Here is an 18015-nt window from a genome sequence, read left to right on the forward strand (position 1 = left end):
CATTCTGTAGGGGCAGTGCGTCCCCGCCTGCCTGCCCATTCTGTAGGGGCAGTGCGTCCCCGCCTGCCTGACAATTCCGATCTATCTTTCACCTTGGAGAAATCATGAAAATCGACGTTATCGAAACTTTCGGAAACTGGAATCCCCAGTTTATCCGAGAATTGAAAGGGCGCCTCAAGTCGCGCACCGTCACCCTCGTCGCCACCGTTTCGATTCTGGCACAGGGGTTGTTGATGTTTTTCTTTTACGCCCAACTTCCCACCGAAAAACACCCCTACGGACAGTATATGTTGAGTCCGAGGGGCGAACTTCCGGTTGTCATCGACTGGATGAAGTGGTGGAATGATATTTTTCTGACTCTGAATTGGATTTTACCCCTGGCATTGATGTTGGGGGGTGTCTATATGTTGATTCAGGATCTCGCCACGGAGGAACGGCGGGGGACCCTGAATTTTATCCGCCTCAGTCCCCAGTCCGGGCGGGATATTTTAATCGGAAAAGTGTTGGGCGTTCCGATTTTATTGTATCTCGGATTGGCCCTGGCTTTGCCCCTGCAATTTTGGACGGCGATCGCGGCTGATATTCCCCTGCAGTTGGTTCTATTGCAAAACGGGGTATTTGCGATCGTCACCCTGAGTTTATTTAGCCTCTCCCTACTCTTCCCGCTGATGGGATTTTCGGCGGCTTGGTTGGGAACCCTGCTGGCTTCTGTGGCTGTCATTCCGTCTTTGCAATTCTTACATTTGATCTTCAATGTCGCACGATTGGCGATCGCCCAACCGGACGCTTGGCAAACCTTCAACGATCGCTGGGATTTGTGGGTTAAATGGTTCAACATTCCCGTCAGCTACAGCATGGCAACTTGGTACTGTTTCATGGGGCTGAGTTTGGCAACACTCATGGCGGGAACCTGGCAAGTCTTGAACCGTCGCTTCCGCGATCCGGGGACGACATTACTCAGCAAAAAACAGAGTTATTTCGCAGTATTCGGATTGAACTTATTTTTGCTCGGCTTCGTCTTTCCTGTCCGTTCCTATGCCCTGCAAAACCTGGGAGAATTTTTCCTGTTCGGTTTGATTCCATTCTGCCTGCTGTTGGCGATCGCGGCTTTATCCTCCCAGCGACAACCCCTCCAAGATTGGGCGCGATACCGCCGGGAATCCACCCGCAAGAACATCAAAAATCGCCAGTTATTAACAGATTTACTGTGGGGAGAAAAAAGCCCCGCAGTTTTGGCAATGTCCGTCAATGTCGCCATGACAGTCGCGATGTGGACTCCCTGGCTGATCGGCGCCCACCTGTACGAACCGGACTATAATCACTACGAACATTGGCAAGGCTTTTTAGCCGTGGTTCTCCTGGCAGGATTGATCCTCATCTGTGCCGCGATCGCCCAGATTGTACTCATGAAACAAATGAGAAAACCCCAAGTTTGGGCTGCGGGAATCATCGCAGCCATCCTGATTCTTCCCCCGCTATGCCTGGGAATTTTGCAAATGCAACCCGAATCCTATCCCCTCCTGTTTTTGTTGACATCCCTGCCAATTTTAGGTGCCGAATACGCGCCAGCATTTTACTTTTTGAGCGCGATCGCCCTTCAGTGGACTTGCCTGACACTGCTGACATTGCAACTGCGGCGACAGTTGACTAAAGCGGGAGAATCCGAAACAAAACGCCTGATTTCTGGCGTATCTTGATAGTTTCCAATTCGTGATTTCAACCCTCTCCTCAATCAGGGGAGGGTTTTGCTTTGATCCTCTGTGTCCTCTGTGCCTCTGTGGTTGATTATCCTCTCCAAATCAAGATTAAACCCCCCAAAAGGAATCAATTTAACTTGGCGATCGCCCGCTTCCGTGTGACTCAAACTCACCTGCAAATAGTCCTCGGGACGGTAGGGAAGACGTTCCGCCCACTCGATCGCCACGATCCCCGGTTCCACTTCCAACCCCTCCCAATACAACTCGACATTCAACCCCTCAATTTCCGCCCCGCCGAGGCGATACAAATCCAAATGATACAGCGGCAGCCGTCCGCTCGTATACTCATTAATTAAGGTAAAAGTCGGGCTATCCACCGATTCAGAAATATCGAGTCCCCTGCCGATTCCCTGAACCAAAGTTGTTTTACCCGTCCCCAAATTTCCCTCTAAGAGGACGACGCTATTCGGGGGAAGCGATCGCCCCAAATGAATCCCGAGGCTTTGAGTCGCTGTCGCATCCGGAAGACATAAAATTATCGGTTCTGACATGATCAAATTTTTAATTTACGGCACTTTTCAACACCAGTTGACTCGAAGTCCCAGGGGGATCGAACCATATGGCAGCAGATAGACAACTGCTATATTTCTCAAATATAAACTGCATCAAAAGCTTTTATTCTCCGACCGAAGGCAACTCGTGTTCGTCGCCCTTCTTCTTTCTCATTTCAAACTCTCTTTCAAGTTCTTGATTCAAGAAATAGTTTAATAATGTCCGGATCACCGCGATCGCACCCAGCCGGACTAATGTTCCCGTTGAGGGGGCGATCGTAGTCGCCAGAATATCGGCACCCAGTTGAAATTCCAGGGCTAACGCCAGCCAAACCCCGAACCTTATCCGCAGTTGAATGAAAAGAAATTCATCATATTTGAATTGAGAAAATTTGAGTGCGAGTTGACCCGTTTTGACAACTCCAAATAAAACGCAAAACACTGAAATCGCTTCCAACAACAATTTGCCGAAAGAAACGACACCAGACAATCCCGATTCGAGAGTGTGCAACCATTCCATAAGTATCGAACGAATATCCGATCGAAAACTTGAATAGTATACCATCACTTCGGACGATTTATTGATGAGCCATATTTTTAACCCGCTTCTGAAGTTCTCGCGGATTGGGATACCTCGGCAATTGATAATTTGTCCGCTCGACTTTGCTCGTATATTCTCCGTCGGCGTGCAACGTAAAAACCCGAAATCCCGGTGTCGCCGTCTCATCAAATGTCAATTCTGTCGCCCTGGGTTTAAATTGGACGCAGGTGGACGGACAACCCAAATATATGACCCCGTTTCGAGTGGTTTCAAATTCTTGGTGGATGTGACCGCAAATCACGATTTTGACTTGGGGGTGGCGGTCGATAATCGCCAAAAACTCATCGGAATTCCGCAAATTAATTTCGTCCATCCACTCCGATGCGATCGCGATCGGGTGATGATGTAAAGCGATGAACGTGGGGCGATCGCGGTTGTGTTCCAACTGGGATTCCAACTGTTGTAAAGAAGCGGAACTCAAGTCGCCGTAAACCTTTCCCGGACATTGGCTGTTGAGTAAAATAAAATGCCAATTTCCGAGGTCGAATGACTTGTCAGATCGGATCGAATTGTGTGTTAAAATAGATACGATCGCATCCGGATTGTCGTGATTTCCCGGTATCCAATAAGTCGGGATATCAAAGGAAGTTATCAAAGATTGCAAATACTCGTAGGATTCCGGCGTTTCATCCTGGGATAAATCCCCTGTCAATAAAAAGACATCGGGAGCGAGATTCAGTTCCCGAATTCGATCCAATACCGCCCGAAAAGAATGGGCCGTTTTGAGCCCCATCATCTCGCGATCGCGATCGGCAAATAAATGGGTATCGGTAATTTGGATAACTATCAACGGTTGATGTTCGGACATGATTCGATTGAGGTCGCTTGTGGTCTGCAAAGTTATCCGAACTGATCTTAGCAAATTTTGAGCGATCGGGTGACCAAAATTAAAAAAAATTAATAATTTTAAAATTTTCAACCCGCTCCCAGACTCAATTAAATTGTACTATATTTAAAGATAACAAAGAATCGGGTCGATCAGAATTTAAGGGATTTGGTAATTTTATTAAGGAGTTCTTGAACAATGATTAAATTTATCGATCTGTTTGCCGGAATCGGCGGTATGCGTCTGGGTTTGGAAGCCGCCTGTCAGGAGTTGGGGATTGATTATCGTTGCGTCCTCAGTTCCGAAATTGATGCCAAAGCTTGCGAGACATATAATTTGAATTTTGGCGAAAACCCGCAAGGCGATATTAGAAGCATCCAACAGATTCCAGAATTCGACTTTCTTTTGGCCGGATTTCCCTGCCAACCCTTTTCCTATGCCGGAAAACAGGAAGGATTTGGCGACACTCGCGGGACGTTGTTTTTTGAAATTGAGAAAATTATCAAAGCCCACAATCCGACAGGTTTCTTATTAGAAAATGTGCGGGGTTTGACCAGTCACGATGGCGGAAGAACTTTTCAAACCATCGTCAAGGCTTTATCCGAATTGGGATATGGAGTCCGTTATTTATTGTTAAATAGCAGCAACTTTAACGTCCCTCAAAATCGAGTCCGAATTTATCTGCTCGGATTGAAAGGACAAACGCCCAACTTGACTTTGCAATCAGACAAGGGGGCGGCGGATTCTCACGCTTTCAAACAAATCGGAATTCAGGGTAATCTTTTTCGGCAATATTTCCAGTTCAAAACAGTCAAAGATATCTTAGAAGAAGAAGCCGATCGCAAGTATTTTTGTTCCGCCGAATTTACCCAAATGTTGGGCAAAGCGATCGGGGGCAACTGGCAAAAGTTAAATGGTGTCAGGCTGATCGACTTCCGGGGCGGAAATTCCCTTCACTCCTGGGATTTGGGAATTAAAGGCGAGTGCAGCGAAGCCGAAAGAAACTTCATGAATTTACTGATTGCCAATCGCAGAAAAAAGTCATTTGGGAGCCACAAAGATGGCAAAAGTTTAACATTAGAACAAATCAAAACTTTTTATTTTAAACCCGACTTGGCATCGATTATCGATAGTTTGCTTGACAAAAAATACCTCAAAGAAAAAGGCGGAAAATACAGCCCGGTTTGCGGAAATATGTCCTTTGAAGTGTTCAAATTTTTAGATCCCGACAGTATTTCGATTACCTTGACCAGTTCCGACGCGCACAGATTGGGAATTGTCGTCAACAATCAACCGAGGAGAATCACCCCCAGAGAGTGTGCCCGGTTGCAAGGATTTCCGGATGGGTATCGACTCCACCCGGATGATTCTGCCGCCTATCGGCAATTGGGAAATGCCGTCACTGTCCCCGTCGTCAAGGAAGTCATGCTGGATTACTTGAAAAACAATTGGAGTCAATTGAACCGGGGGAAGAGATGGCAAAACTCCCCCCGAGAAATAGCCGCGATTCTCTAAACTGAAAGCCGATCGCCCGCACCCACCCGAACAAAAAAATCGCCGATCGCCTCAGCGATTTCCGGCCCGTTGACATCCAACGTCATGACGTGGCTGGACTGGTCGAACCAGCGCACTTTCAACTCCCCGGAAACCCGCGATCGCATCCAATCCATCACCACCGGATCGACCAGGCGATCGCGGTGAGAATGGACGGCAAAAACCGGACAGGTAATCTGCGACAAATGCTGCCGCGCCGTGCGAGCCAACTGTTGCAGCGCCACTCCCGCCCTGGTATTTTCAAACAAATAAATCGGATTGTCGAACCGCTGCGGTTTCGTGTTCAAAGAAATATTGAACCGCCCCAAAAGCGCCAGCAAAAATACCGCCCTCGGGGGCAATTTTAAAGCCGGGGCCGTCACCGCGCAGGCGTCCACCCGACCTTCCGCCGCCATCTGCAAAGCGATCGCGCCCCCCATCGAATGGCCGAATAGGCCGACAAAATTGTATCGCGATCGCGCCTCGGCAATTTCCGACCGCACCGCCTCCAACATCCCCGCCGCCGTCATCCGGGGGAAAAATAACTTCTGATCGGTTAGTTTTGCATAGCCGTGCCCCGGCAAGAGCGTCCCCGCGCCGTCAAACCCCCGCCGCCGAACGGCTTCGGCGACCGGCCGCACCTCGAAGGGACTGGCCGTGAACCCGTGCAAGCACAAAATCACCCCGTCGGACCCGGATTCGGATCGGAACCAGAACGGGGCGCCCCGTTCCCAGATTTTGCCGCGAAATTCCTCGGGGAGGGGGGCAAATCCCGAGAAATAGGGGGGGGATTGAACCGGCTGCTTGAAACTCATAAAAACTCGTTTGCAAATCTCCGAGAATATTATGAGCAATTTCGACAATTTCGGCGATCGGTGTGACCATACGTCCCCCATCTGTGGCAACCTAATCATAAAGAGCGATCGATATCTTAGATAAAAACGCGACTACCGCAAAAAAACCTTCAGATCATGCAAACCCTGCCCGTTCCAACCCAACCCACACCCGCCGAATCCGGCATTGACACCGTGATTCACCGCCGCCAAACCCGCCCCGTCCGGGTCGGAAACGTCACCATCGGCGGCGGACATCCCGTGGTGGTCCAGTCCATGATCAACGAAGACACGATGGACATCGAGGGGTCCGTCGCCTCCATCCGCCGCCTCCACGAAATGGGATGCGAAATCGTCCGCGTCACAGTCCCGAGCGTCGGCCACGCCAAAGCGGTGGGGGAAATCAAGCAAAAATTAGCCGAAACCTACCAACCCGTCCCCCTCGTCGCCGACGTCCACCACAACGGCATGAAAATCGCCTTGGAAGTCGCCAAGCACGTCGATAAAGTGCGGATCAACCCCGGATTGTACGTCTTTGAAAAGCCGAAAGCCGATCGCGGCGAATACACCCAGGCTGAATTCGACGAAATCGGCGAAAAAATTCGCGAAACCCTGAAACCCCTGGTCATTTCCCTGCGCGACCAGGACAAAGCCATGCGGATCGGCGTCAACCACGGTTCCCTCGCCGAACGGATGCTATTCACCTACGGCGACACCCCGGAGGGCATGGTGGAATCGGCCTTAGAATTTATCCGCATCTGCGAATCGCTGGATTTCCAGAATTTGGTCATCTCCCTGAAAGCCTCCCGCGTCCCCGTCATGCTGGCCGCCTACCGCCTGATGGCCAAGCGCATGGACGAATTGGGCATGGACTACCCCCTGCACCTGGGCGTCACCGAGGCCGGAGATGGGGAATACGGCCGCATCAAGTCCACCGCCGGCATCGGGACGCTCCTGGCCGAGGGCATCGGCGACACCATCCGCGTCTCCCTCACCGAGGCCCCGGAAAAGGAAATCCCCGTCTGCTACAGCATCCTGCAAGCCCTGGGACTGCGGAAAACGATGGTGGAGTACGTCGCCTGTCCCTCCTGCGGTCGCACCTTATTCAATCTGGAAGACGTCCTCCACGAAGTCCGGGAGGCCACCAAACACCTCACCGGACTCGATATCGCCGTCATGGGATGTATCGTCAACGGCCCGGGAGAAATGGCCGATGCCGATTACGGCTACGTCGGCAAACAGCCCGGATATATTTCCCTCTACCGGGGTCGGGAAGAGATCAAAAAAGTTCCCGAAGATCGGGGAGTTGAAGAATTGATTAATTTGATCAAAGCTGACGGACGCTGGGTCGATCCTTAAAATAGTGCGGGGGTGCGGGAACTCCCCGGCCGGGGGGAATCGAAAATCAGGGCGCAAGCCAGGAGCCCCTACAATCCAAAATCTCAAATTTCCCGCCCCCCACGCCCAAACTCACACACCCAAATTCTCTGTGTTACAGTGGGCTTAGTATTTGAAGTCTTCTCTTCCGGTTCAGCAGATACATGATTATATCAAGAAGTGGGCTTGTCATAGGTGCGACGGCAGTGATGCTGACCGCTGTTGCCGTTGCGGGCGCCGGCATCCATCTCTCCAGTCAAGCATCGTTTCGGGAAAGCCCGAAGGAATTGATCGACGAAGTTTGGCAAATTATCGAGAAAAACTACGTTGACGGGACGTTCAACCAAGTGGATTGGAAGGAGGTCCGCAACGAATATCTCGACCGGGACTACACCAGCGACGAACAAGCCTACGAAGCGATCCGCGAGATGCTCGAGAAGCTCGACGATCCCTACACCCGCTTCATGGACCCGGAAGAGTTCAAGAATATGCAGATCGACACGTCGGGGGAACTGACGGGGGTGGGGATTCAACTCACCCAGGACGAGGACACCGAGAAGCTGATCGTGATTTCGCCCATCGAGGATTCGCCCGCCTTTGAAGCCGGGGTGCAGGCCCAGGATATCATCACCGAAATCGACGGCCGCAGCACGAAGGGGATGGATATTAATGAGGCGGTGCAGTTGATTCGGGGGCCGGTGGGAACCCAGGTGACGCTGAAAGTCCTGCGGGGAAATCGGGAAATGGAGTTTCCCATCACCCGCGCCAAAATTGAAATTCACCCGGTGCGCCACTCCAAGAAGGATTCGCCGATGGGAGAGGTGGGTTACATTCGCCTTAATACCTTCAGTGCCAATGCGGCGGAGGAAATGCAGGAGGCGATCGAGGAGTTGGAAACTCAGAATGTCTCGGGTTACATTTTAGACCTGCGATCGAACCCCGGCGGCCTGCTGTACGCGAGTATCGAAATTGCCAGGATGTGGCTGGAACAGGGGGATATCGTCTCGACGGTGAACCGCCAGGGGGAAATGGACCGGCAGCGGGCCAACAATCGGGCGCTGACGGACAAGCCGATGGTGGTTCTGGTGGACGGCGGTTCGGCCAGCGCCAGCGAGATTTTGTCCGGGGCGCTACAGGACAACGATCGCGCCGTTTTAGTGGGGACGAAGACCTTCGGAAAAGGTCTGGTGCAGTCCGTCCGGGGAGTCGGCCAGGGGTCGGGTCTGGCCGTGACGATCGCCAAATATTTCACCCCCAGCGGCCGGGATATCAACCACGAGGGGATCGTGCCGGACGTGACCATCGAGCTGACGGAAGACCAGCGGGACACCCTGCGGGAAAATCGCGACCAGATCGGCACCGCCGACGATCCCCAGTACGCCAAAGCCCTGGAAGTGCTCACCCAGGAGATCGCCAAGGCCCGAAATGACACGGCGATTTCCCAGTAACGTTATCGGGGCCGGCACTGGCCCGCCCGAATCAAGCCCACCCGGCGGGCGATCGCTTCCCCGGAAGAGTCGAACGGACCCCAGCATTTCACGATGTCGGGGTTTTTTGTATCGGGGGCGATGCCATCGCCGGACAGGATATCGCAGGTTCCGGCGGGGCGCTTGACAATATAAAACTTTTGTGATATAGACATGGGACGCGATCGGCGGGGAAACTCTCCCCCGCCTCATTTCTCCTAGGGGTACAAAAATTCGCCGGGGGGATTGACCGGAACCTCCTGCAATAAGGTGGGTTGGGTGAGAATGGACGTGTTGTAGGGGTTGATCAGGTCGGGGGTGCGGATGATGCGATCGCTCGACGTCTGTTCGAGCATCGCCTCCCGGTGCAAATCGTTCAACCGTCGGGCATCGTCGGTGATCAGGGTTTCGGGAAAGCCGTTGATGCCGTTGGGCCAGGGGTAACTCAGCCCCAAATAGACGGACAACTGTCTCATCAGCGATTGATTTTTCAACGCATTCCCGGAACTGCGGGTGGCGGCGCGGTTGAACTCTTCCGCGAAGGGTTGGAAACGGCTGTTACTCTGGGCCTGGGCCATCCCCGCCCAAACGGTCGAAGCGATCGCCACCCCCAACACCCCGGTGAGGCTTCGTAATATTCTCTTCATAGGATTGACCTCGTTGAATCGGTTTCATCTTAACCCGTTTTCCGGTGTAGGATCGGATCGGGCGATCGCCCCAACTTGAGTCAATTTGCCCTTCATATGATCGATCAACCTCCAACTCTGAATCCGGCTGCGGCCCCCCTCGACACCCTGCGCCCCTGGCTGCTGGATCTGTTTTGCCAGCGAGCCTATCGGGAGGGAGATTTCGTCCTCTCCTCCGGACAGCGCAGCTCCTACTACATCAACGGCAAACAAGTCACCCTCCACCCCCTCGGCGCCGTCGCGATCGCCCGCCTGCTGTTCGCCCTGCTGCCCCCCGACACCGAAGCCGTCGCCGGACTCACCCTCGGCGCGGACCCCATCGTTTCCGCCGTCAGCGTGATTTCCGCCTACGAAAATCGCCCCATCCCCGCTCTGATTATCCGCAAAGAAGCCAAGGGACACGGAACCCGGGCCTACATCGAAGGGCCGGAACTGCCGCGGGCGGCCAAAGTCGTCGTCCTCGAAGATGTCGTCACGACCGGACAGTCAGCGTTGAAGGCGGTGAAGCGCCTCCAGGATGCCGGGTACGCCGTCGATCGCGCCATCGCCCTGGTCGATCGCAACCAGGGGGGGGCGCAACTCTACCGGGAAGCCGGACTCCAATTCCAGTCCCTCTACACCATCGAAGAACTGCAAGCTCGCTACCAGACTCTGGAGCGATCGACGCCGGAGCCGCGGGATTAGCCGCCGACTGCTCGAATTTTTGAATATTTTTGATGTCCGCTTATCAGTTTCTTATTTTTGGCCGCTAACTTGAAACTCGGACCCTGATATGTAACTCAGTCTACCCAGACAGAACTGATACCGGCCTTGAGAAGTGCGGGGAGAGTCCAGCAGCCAAGCTGTCCCGGAAATTCGATCCCTCTTCTCAATGCTCGATACTTCCGCAGATCTTGTCAATTTGAGGCAAGTTGAAGCGAATGGGAGGCTGAGTTTTTTTTCGTTTTCCATCGCCTCGGATCGCGGGAACCACCGGCAAAAATTTGAGAAATTTCGGCTCGGATTTATCAGTTTCTTATTTTTGATTGCTAACTTAAAACTCGGACCCTGATATGTAACTCAGTCTACCCATATAGAACTGGTACCGGCTTTGAGGAGCGCGATTATGTGGGAAGGTCAAACTTCCCCAACCCGTGAGCGACCCGAGCAATCCCGACACTTGAGAATTTTAGAAATTCCGGGTGAGTGGGGAAAAATGGGAGGCTGAGTTTTTTATTGGCTTTTGCCGGCTCTGATATTATTTTTTCGAGTGAGCCTGCCGCATCTGCTTGAGTTGCCGTCGCAGGTGCGATCGCTCGATCCGGGCGATGGCGCGGGTCACGAGTTCCGGGCCGATAATCGGTTTGGTGATAAAATCGTCAGCCCCGGCTTCAAAGACTTTTTCGATCCGCGTCGGATCTTGGTGTGCGGTCACCACCAAGATCGGCAGTTCCTCCCAGTTCGGATCTTGGCGGACGACCCGGCAGAGTTCGATGCCGGTGTAGGTCGGCATTTGCAAATCCAAAATCAACAGATCTGGCAGGGTTTGGGTGAGCACCTGCCAGAACCGGTCCGGCTCCCGCAGGCCGACGATCTCGAACCCCCAGGGGTCGAGGATTTTGCGGAGAATCCCCAAACTCACCGGGTCGTCATCGACGATCAGGATGCGGGAATCGGGACTTTGGGACTCGGGGAGTACCTGGCCGATGGTTTCAAACACCGACTGGGGGGCGATGGGTTTGTGGAGGAACCGCCGCGCCCCCAAACGGGCCGACATGATGCGTTCCGAGAGGTTGTCCTCGCGGGTGAAAATTAAAATGGGAATGTCCGGGAACCGCTCCGAGAGTTCGCGGAGCAAGTTGAATCCGCCCTCGTCTCGGTCGGACAAATTCGGGTCGAGGAGGATGGCGTCGGGGAGCGCGCGCGCCAAGACTTTTCGGGTTTCGGCCGGGGTGGAAACCACTTCGATTTGCAAGTTCCAGGCGATCGCCTCCCGTTTGAGTTCCTCGGCCCCGGCGCGATCGCCGTCGATGAGCAAAATATGATGGTAAGACCCGCGACGCTCGGCGGTGAGGGGCTGTGGCGGTTGCCGGAGTTCTTCCCGCAGTTGGGCGATTGGCCCGTCGATCTCGGCCAAGTCCGCCGCCGTATGGTGCGGACTCCCGAGTTGGATTTCCATCGCCCGAGCCAATTCCGAGCCGCGTTGGTAGCCAAAGGTTCCGAGTCCCCCCGCCAACTTGTGGGCAATTTCCCGGGCCTTCCGGCGCTCCGGCTCGGCCACCGACCTGGGGTCGGAACCCGAGAGGAGCCGCTCCAACTCGTCGAGTTGTTCGACGAAAGAATCCCGGTACCGGGCGATGGTCTCCTCGACGCGAACCGGGGAAGCGGCGGACGGGGACTCAGACTCCGGCGCGGCGGGGGCGTCTTTGGCCGGGGGCAAATTCAGGCGGTAGCCGATGCCGTAGATCGTCTCGATGGGATCGACCGGCATCCCGGCCTCCTTGAGCGTCCGCCGCAGGTCTTTGATCAAGTTCGTGACCGCATTTTCGCTGGGTTCGTTGTCGAAGGACCAGAGGCGATCGATGATGGCTTGACGGCTGAAAATCCGCTGGGGATTTTGTAAAAAAAGGATGAGCAGGTTGTAAGCTTTGGGCTTGATGGCGACCCGCCGTTCCCCGTAGCGAACTTCCGCCGCCGTCTGATTGACTTCCAACCGTTCCCAAGTCAATTTGATCGGGTTCGCCGGCGTCCTTCCCCGCCGCAGCAGGGCCCGAATCCGCGCCAAAAGTTGGGAGGGATTGTAAGGTTTGGAAACGAAGTCGTCGGCCCCCGCATCCAGTCCGGTAATGATGTCCTCGTCGAGGTTGCGGACCGTCAGGAGAAGGATGGGCGACGAGAAGCCCTGGGCGCGAAGTTGACGGCAAATTTCCGGCCCGTCCATCCCCGGCAGCATCCAGTCGAGCACCACCAGATCGTAGTTCCAATCCAAAGCCAATTCCAACCCCGTCGGCCCGTCCACCGCGAGGTCTACGATGTAGTGACAGGCTTTCAATTCCTCCACCAGGGGGGCGATGGTCGGCGTATCATCTTCTACGATCAAAATTTTCATAAACGGTGGTTTTCTAGCCAAAACAGTCGGGCCGCAGGGGGGTGAATCGAGAGAATCGGCAACCGTTCCGCGTTTCGATGGGAGGACGGAAAGTGGACGGGGCAAACTTCAAAAATGGGTGATTTCTCACGATCGGATATCTCGACCGAGCCGGTGCGGAACCGAGTGCAAATGAAATGGGATTAACGGCAACACCGATATCCCAGTCGCGATCGCCCCTCAATTGGACTCAGGATTGACGACGAAAAGGCGGTGGATGGGAAAATCGGCTCGATCTGATTTTATCGCATAACCCGCCTTGAAACCCCGATTTCCAAGTGATGACCCCGATCCGATTTCCGATTCAGGAGCCGGCGGCGCGCGATTGGAGCCGGTCGTTTCGGCGGCCGGTTCCGCCTTCGACCGGACTCGATCTCAGATGACGCGACAGATGAAATTGAACGTCGCCCAGGCATTCACATCCAGGGCCAGGTTGTCGGTAGAAATGCCGCTCCGCTTGACCCCGAGTTTGCTGGCCCGCGCCAGATCTTCCCAGACCGCCCGGGAGACTTCCAGGGGGTTGGAGAGAGATTGGAGCCGAAATTTGCGGGTACCGCCGCCGTCTTTGAGGCCGCGGGCGATCGCTTTCACCGTCTCGGTGAAGGGGTAGTGGCTGACGATGACGTAGATTTCCGTCAGGCCGGCCGGACCCCGGACGAGTTCTCCCGAGAGCTCCGCCGGGGGGGCGTCGCCGATCGAGCCGTTGGTCGTCGGGATGTTGAGGGTTTTTCCCGGTTCGACCCGCTGCTGTCGGGGCGGGGTTTCGGCCCCCTCGGAGGCCGCCGAAACCGGGGGGAGGGTGGCGTCGTAAACGTGGGGTCGGCCGCTGCTGTCCAAAAGAAACAGGACGAAATAGAGGGGCAGGTCGCCGTTATTTTGGAGTCGCATCTGGATGCGGCTCTCGGCCGGCACAGTGGGAATCCCGAAACTCTGGGAACGGGCCGCTTCGGGTCGGCTCGCCTCAGCCGCGATCGCCATCGGGCCGGACTCCGCACCCCCATCGGTTTGGGGGGTTTCCCGTTTGGCGATCGCCCGGGACTGGGGGGATAGCATCGCCAAGGTCACTTTCGCCCGCATCAAATTGGACCGTTCATTTTCCGTCAGCCGCAACAACTTGGCCGCCAGTCGCGTTTTCAGGTGGGGGACCAGGCGTCCGACGGCGACTTTCACCGCTTCCCCCCCCTCCCCGGCGGTGTCGGGGAGCAACACCTGGCCGGGGGAAAACAGGCCGTAGTGGCCCTGAAACAGGGACATCAGGGGGGCGGCGGGACTCTGGGCGATGGTGGTATCCCGCACCCGACTCAGCAGGTAGTCGATCAACTGTTCGTCGCCGGCGATGGAGACTTCGGGGATGGTCGAAAAGGCGCTGGTGGCGTCCACCCGCTCGATGCGATCGAGTTTCGGGTCGAGGGCGATTTTCAAACTAACGTTGCGGGGTAAAATCCGGATCGCCTCCCGAACCAATTGCCCAGGTTTGATGGGGGGGGAGGGGAGGTCGCCAAATTCCAACAGTTGCAGCTCGGCGGTGGCCCGCAGCCCGTCGCGGGAGCGAATTTGCAGCCGGGGACGCAGGTTTTCCGGCGCGGCCTGGGGTTCGGAAAGGACGGTGAACAGGGAATTGACGGCGTCCGCTTTCAAGACGGCGGGGGGCAGGCCGGCCAGCAGCAGGCGGGCGGTTTTGCCCCCGTCTTCCACGGCGGTAATCGTCCCGTCGGCGGGGGGGGATTTCAGTTGCAGCTCGGAGATGGCGGATTCCCCCGAGTCCGGGGCGGGCAGTTCCCGCCGCAGTTGGGGCTGTTGGTTCGGGCCGGCCACCCGTTCCACCCCGCCGGCGACCCGGCCGAGGCTTTCTTTGAGGTTTGAGGTCGCCGTGGCGTTCCAGAGGGTTTGGGTCAAGGTGTAGGTGAACAGACCGGCGCTGAACCCCCCCCAGGTCGTCTCGGTGGCTACCTGGGAGGATTGGGCGGCGCTCAAGACCAGGCCGGGAAGTTCTCCGGGGCGTCGCCGTCCGAGTTCTTCGGGGTCGAGGGAGTTGCGGTTGAGGAGTCGGGCCTGGGAGTCCCGTTCCGCTGCGCCGACTTGTCCGCCGGCCGGCCCGGCGGCCGATCGCACCCGCAGGAGGCCCTGTTTGGGATGACCGGGGTAGGCGTAGCTGGTGTCGAGGACGGTGACGACGTTCCGGGTGGGTAAGGACCGCAGCAGGAGCCACAGGGTATCTTCCATCAAATCGTTGAGCGGTTCGTCGTCGAGGGCGACATCCGCCGGAATCAGGGAGTGTCGCACCGAGGCGTTGTCCGAGGCGGGGTCGGCGGGGGGGACGGAACTGCCGTAGCCGCTAAAGTGAAACACCACCAAATCCCCGGGTCGCGCCCCCGCGATCAGGTGGTCGGCAAAGCTGGCTTCGATATTTTCCCGGGTGGCTTCGCCGTCGGTGAGGGTGAGGATGTCGGCGGCTCGGAAGCCGAATCGGCCGACGAGCAGTTCCCGCTGCAGTTCCACGTCCGTGACGCACCCCGACAGGGGTCGGACCGTCCGGGCTTCGGCCGTCGGATATTTGTCGATGCCGACGAGGAGGGCGAGTTTCCGGCCCGCCGGTGCGGCCATGGCCCGCCGGTAGCGATCGCCCAACGGCCACCCGGCGGTTTCGCCGATTCCCAAAGCAGCCAGCGCCAGGCCGGAGCGTTGTAAAAATTCCCGTCGCTTTAATCCCATGATTGACTTCCTAACCTCATAGTCCCCGCCACCCGACATCGGGAGGCGGCGGATCGACTATTTTCAGATCCTCTCCCAAGTCGCCGAGCATCCGATCCGGCTCAATTTTCAAGAGGCGTGAGGCGTGAGAAGTGGGGAGTGAGAATTTTCTCACTTCTCACTTCTTTGGTCTCACTTCTCGTCTCTCCATCGGCCCGAAGGACCGTTTTGACGGCGATTCGACCGCGACGCGGATCTGCCAAAACGTTTCGTCGCCCCACTCGCCTGACCCTTCGATCGTACCGCGTTCCGGGCGATCCGCGAAGCGCACCGGTCGCGGGCGGGTGGAGTTCGCCCCGACCCGGCCCCGAATCGCGATCGCCCGTTCAGCTTCCGGCCGTCACCCGCATCGCTTTCACCAATTCCGCCGCCACTTCCGGACGGGAAAATTCCGCCGGCGGCATCTCGCCCCGCCGGAGCATCTCCCGCACCTTCGTCCCCGACAGGTGGATGCGCTGTTCCGGGGCGCTGGGGCTGGTTTTGTTGGTCGCCATGCCCCCGGTCAAGGTGCAGTAGAAGGCGTGTTCAAACTTCATTGGCACGATCCCCAGCTCTGCGGGCTCGAACTCGTCGAAGATGTGCTGGGCGTCGTAGGTGCCGTAATAGTCGCCCACGCCGGCGTGATCTCGCCCGACGATGAAATGGGTACACCCGTAATTTTTGCGGACGAGGGCGTGGAAGATCGCCTCCCGGGGTCCGGCGTAGCGCATGGCTGCCGGGTTGATCGCCAAAATGACCCGGTTTTTCGGATAGTAGCGCTCGATCAGGATTTCGTAGCAGCGCATCCGCACGTCGGCGGGGATGTCGTCGGATTTGGTGGCGCCAACGAGGGGGTGCAGGAACAGCCCGTCAACGGTTTCCAGGGCACACTTTTGGATGTATTCGTGGGCGCGGTGGATGGGGTTGCGGGTCTGGAACCCGACGATGGTTTTCCACTCCCGTTCCCGGAACAGCAGGCGGCTGTCGGCCGGGTCGATCTGATAGCTCGGGAACAGGCGGTGGGGACGGCGTTCGAGCAGCCAGACTGGACCGGCTAGATTCACCGGCCCCTGTTGGTGGACGACTTTGACGCCGGGGTGGTTGGTGTCGTTGGTGCGGTAGACGTGGATGGCCTCGAGCTCTTTATCGTAGGCGTATTTTTGGGTCAGTTCCAGGACGCCGACGAATTTTCCGTCGGGGGAGTCGAGGCGGACCCAACTGCCTTCGGATAGGGCGTCGGCCTGTTCCTCGGAGACGGAGAGGGTGATGGGGACCGACCAGGGCAGTCCGTCGCTCAGACGCATGTCGTTGATGACGCCGATGTAGTCGGCTTGCTCCATGAAGCCCGTCAGGGGGCTGAATCCGCCGATCGCGATCAGTTCTAAGTCGGAGAGCGATCGCTCGTCGAGTTGCACTCGTGGCAGGGTGTCGGCTTTTTCGATCAGTTCCTGCCGCTTTTCGGCAGTGGCGATCCGGTTGATGAGTTGTCCGCCGTGGGGCGCGATCGCATCTTGATGCTGAGTCAAGGTGACCTCTTTGGGAGTAACGACAGGATGAAATTATTAAGTTTTTCTAACCTTCTATCTTACCCCGTCGGGCGATCGGTTTCGTTCCCTCCCCCCGCCCGCCCATCGCAGAAATGGCCCGGGCCTTAGCTCCCCCCTGACAAAGGGGGGCCGGGGAAGCGCCAGGGGGGGACGATTTCGGACTCCGGGCCGGGAACATTTGCCCGGAAAAATCGATCATTATATTAACCGGTGGGATTGACAAAAATCCGCGATCGTGCGTGGCAAAATGGAACCGGATTTTTGGCGGGTCTAACGAGGAGGAAATTCCCCCACTTTGACGAGGCCCGACCCGGACACTCTGCTCCATAATAGAAGTATTGGGCGGCAAATTCATCCGAGTTGATGGAGGTATCGAAAATGAAACGCACTTTGGCTCTGGCGACACTTTTTCTGGCCGGCGGTTTCGCCCTTCCGGCGATCGCGATCGTTTCTCCGACCCCGCCAGTTCGGGAGGCGATCACTTCGGGAACGGAGGAATTATCGATCGCCGACCGCCGTTACGACCGCGATGACGACCGCGACTATGCCGACCGCCGTTATGACCGCGACTACAAAGAACGGTTCGAGCGGGATTTTGCCGAGTACCGCCGGCAGCGACACGAGCAGCTCGAACGGGAAATGCGAAATGAAATGAGCAAGCCCCACAACCAGCGCCTTTCTCAAAGTCAAAAAGAGCGGGTCATTCGGGAGGCTCACGATGCCCTCGACCGCCAACTCGACCGCGAGAAAAAAGACTGGAAAAAACGGTACGAAGAGCACTTCGACCGGGATGACCGGGACGACCGCTACGACCGCTACGACCGCTACGACCGCTACGACCGCTACGATCGCTACGATCGAGATGGGGATAGAAACAATCCCTACGATCGCTACAATCGCTACAACCGATAGAGATGGCGAGACAAAAGGGGAAGGGGCCGGGAACCATTGTTTTCGGTTTCCCCTTCACGTAAAATCTCCGATACGTTTGGAAGCTCTGTCTCTTTAGAGCAGGGAGGAAAAACGAACGGCGGCTTGAGT

Annotated in this window: 15 protein-coding genes; 6 read left to right on the forward strand and 9 right to left on the reverse strand. The window is 56.2% G+C overall.

Going from position 1 to position 18015, the window contains the following annotated elements; genetic code table 11:
- Positions 1–104: 104 nt before the first annotated feature.
- Entirely contained in the window at positions 105–1697 is a 1593-nt protein-coding gene (locus tag LKE08_RS24325; protein WP_324706867.1) for a hypothetical protein, read from the forward strand.
- A 35-nt stretch (positions 1698–1732) separates the two neighbouring features.
- Here LKE08_RS24325 and tsaE read toward each other — a convergent pair whose 3' ends face one another.
- From tsaE to cpdA, 3 genes are all read right to left on the reverse strand, one after another.
- Positions 1733–2248 (reverse strand): tRNA (adenosine(37)-N6)-threonylcarbamoyltransferase complex ATPase subunit type 1 TsaE, encoded by a 516-nt coding sequence (tsaE, locus tag LKE08_RS24330; protein WP_324706868.1) that lies wholly within the window; start codon positions 2246–2248, stop codon positions 1733–1735.
- Between the two features lie 124 nt (positions 2249–2372).
- Complete coding sequence (locus LKE08_RS24335; protein ID WP_324706869.1) at positions 2373–2768, reverse strand: DUF1622 domain-containing protein; 396 nt, start codon at positions 2766–2768, stop codon at positions 2373–2375.
- A 58-nt stretch (positions 2769–2826) separates the two neighbouring features.
- Positions 2827–3657: a 3',5'-cyclic-AMP phosphodiesterase gene (gene cpdA / locus LKE08_RS24340; RefSeq protein ID WP_324706870.1), complete on the reverse strand. Its 831-nt coding sequence runs from the start codon at positions 3655–3657 to the stop codon at positions 2827–2829.
- 216 nt (positions 3658–3873) lie between these two features.
- Here cpdA and LKE08_RS24345 point away from each other — a divergent pair, with 216 nt between their 5' ends.
- A complete protein-coding gene (locus tag LKE08_RS24345) occupies positions 3874–5190 on the forward strand; it encodes a DNA cytosine methyltransferase (protein ID WP_324706871.1) in 1317 nt (438 codons plus the stop codon).
- On the opposite strand, the gene LKE08_RS24350 is transcribed toward LKE08_RS24345, so the two are convergent.
- The gene (locus LKE08_RS24350) at positions 5187–6023 is read right to left on the reverse strand and encodes an alpha/beta fold hydrolase (protein ID WP_324706872.1); all 837 of its coding nucleotides are present in this window, start codon (positions 6021–6023) and stop codon (positions 5187–5189) included. The genes LKE08_RS24345 and LKE08_RS24350 overlap by 4 nt on opposite strands.
- A gap of 156 nt (positions 6024–6179) precedes the next feature.
- On the opposite strand from LKE08_RS24350, the gene ispG reads away from it, so the two are divergent.
- On the forward strand, positions 6180–7400 hold the full coding sequence (ispG, locus tag LKE08_RS24355; protein ID WP_324706873.1) for a (E)-4-hydroxy-3-methylbut-2-enyl-diphosphate synthase: 1221 nt from the start codon (positions 6180–6182) through the stop codon (positions 7398–7400).
- Positions 7401–7582: 182 nt separating this feature from the next.
- Complete coding sequence (ctpC, locus tag LKE08_RS24360) at positions 7583–8866, forward strand: carboxyl-terminal processing protease CtpC (RefSeq protein ID WP_375341464.1); 1284 nt, start codon at positions 7583–7585, stop codon at positions 8864–8866.
- Between the two features lie 2 nt (positions 8867–8868).
- Here the strand turns inward: ctpC and LKE08_RS24365 are convergent, their stop codons facing one another.
- Entirely contained in the window at positions 8869–9060 is a 192-nt protein-coding gene (locus LKE08_RS24365) for a DDE transposase family protein (protein WP_324706874.1), read from the reverse strand.
- A gap of 42 nt (positions 9061–9102) precedes the next feature.
- Positions 9103–9531, reverse strand: coding sequence for a hypothetical protein (locus LKE08_RS24370; RefSeq protein ID WP_324706875.1), 429 nt, complete (start codon positions 9529–9531; stop codon positions 9103–9105).
- A gap of 96 nt (positions 9532–9627) precedes the next feature.
- Here LKE08_RS24370 and pyrE point away from each other — a divergent pair, with 96 nt between their 5' ends.
- Positions 9628–10254 (forward strand): orotate phosphoribosyltransferase, encoded by a 627-nt coding sequence (gene pyrE, locus LKE08_RS24375; RefSeq protein ID WP_324706876.1) that lies wholly within the window; start codon positions 9628–9630, stop codon positions 10252–10254.
- 553 nt (positions 10255–10807) lie between these two features.
- Here pyrE and LKE08_RS24380 read toward each other — a convergent pair.
- The 3 genes from LKE08_RS24380 to sat form a co-directional block, all read right to left on the reverse strand.
- On the reverse strand, positions 10808–12658 hold the full coding sequence (locus LKE08_RS24380; protein WP_324706877.1) for a response regulator: 1851 nt from the start codon (positions 12656–12658) through the stop codon (positions 10808–10810).
- A 414-nt stretch (positions 12659–13072) separates the two neighbouring features.
- Positions 13073–15409 carry a caspase family protein gene (locus tag LKE08_RS24385; RefSeq protein ID WP_324706878.1) on the reverse strand — a complete coding sequence of 779 codons (2337 nt, stop codon included), beginning with the start codon at positions 15407–15409 and terminating at the stop codon, positions 13073–13075.
- A gap of 365 nt (positions 15410–15774) precedes the next feature.
- A complete protein-coding gene (gene sat, locus LKE08_RS24390; RefSeq protein ID WP_324706879.1) occupies positions 15775–16953 on the reverse strand; it encodes a sulfate adenylyltransferase in 1179 nt (392 codons plus the stop codon).
- Between the two features lie 399 nt (positions 16954–17352).
- On the opposite strand from sat, the gene LKE08_RS24395 reads away from it, so the two are divergent.
- Positions 17353–17886, forward strand: a complete 534-nt coding sequence (locus tag LKE08_RS24395) for a hypothetical protein (RefSeq protein WP_324706880.1) — start codon at positions 17353–17355, stop codon at positions 17884–17886.
- The last annotated feature ends 129 nt before the right edge of the window (positions 17887–18015 follow it).

Origin of the sequence: Lyngbya sp. CCY1209 (assembly GCF_035615495.1) — a bacterium.
Taxonomy (GTDB): Bacteria; Cyanobacteriota; Cyanobacteriia; order Cyanobacteriales; family Microcoleaceae; genus Limnospira.

Coding starts and splice junctions, on each gene's coding strand:
- LKE08_RS24380 (WP_324706877.1), bottom strand. CDS start 12,658: ATGAAAATTTTGATCGTAGAAGATGATACGCCGACCATCGCCCCCCTG.
- LKE08_RS24345 (WP_324706871.1), top strand. CDS start 3,874: ATGATTAAATTTATCGATCTGTTTGCCGGAATCGGCGGTATGCGTCTG.
- tsaE (WP_324706868.1), bottom strand. CDS start 2,248: ATGTCAGAACCGATAATTTTATGTCTTCCGGATGCGACAGCGACTCAA.
- LKE08_RS24350 (WP_324706872.1), bottom strand. CDS start 6,023: ATGAGTTTCAAGCAGCCGGTTCAATCCCCCCCCTATTTCTCGGGATTT.
- LKE08_RS24335 (WP_324706869.1), bottom strand. CDS start 2,768: ATGGAATGGTTGCACACTCTCGAATCGGGATTGTCTGGTGTCGTTTCT.
- LKE08_RS24370 (WP_324706875.1), bottom strand. CDS start 9,531: ATGAAGAGAATATTACGAAGCCTCACCGGGGTGTTGGGGGTGGCGATC.
- LKE08_RS24325 (WP_324706867.1), top strand. CDS start 105: ATGAAAATCGACGTTATCGAAACTTTCGGAAACTGGAATCCCCAGTTT.
- ispG (WP_324706873.1), top strand. CDS start 6,180: ATGCAAACCCTGCCCGTTCCAACCCAACCCACACCCGCCGAATCCGGC.
- LKE08_RS24365 (WP_324706874.1), bottom strand. CDS start 9,060: ATGTCTATATCACAAAAGTTTTATATTGTCAAGCGCCCCGCCGGAACC.
- LKE08_RS24395 (WP_324706880.1), top strand. CDS start 17,353: ATGAAACGCACTTTGGCTCTGGCGACACTTTTTCTGGCCGGCGGTTTC.
- ctpC (WP_375341464.1), top strand. CDS start 7,583: ATGATTATATCAAGAAGTGGGCTTGTCATAGGTGCGACGGCAGTGATG.
- pyrE (WP_324706876.1), top strand. CDS start 9,628: ATGATCGATCAACCTCCAACTCTGAATCCGGCTGCGGCCCCCCTCGAC.
- cpdA (WP_324706870.1), bottom strand. CDS start 3,657: ATGTCCGAACATCAACCGTTGATAGTTATCCAAATTACCGATACCCAT.
- LKE08_RS24385 (WP_324706878.1), bottom strand. CDS start 15,409: ATGGGATTAAAGCGACGGGAATTTTTACAACGCTCCGGCCTGGCGCTG.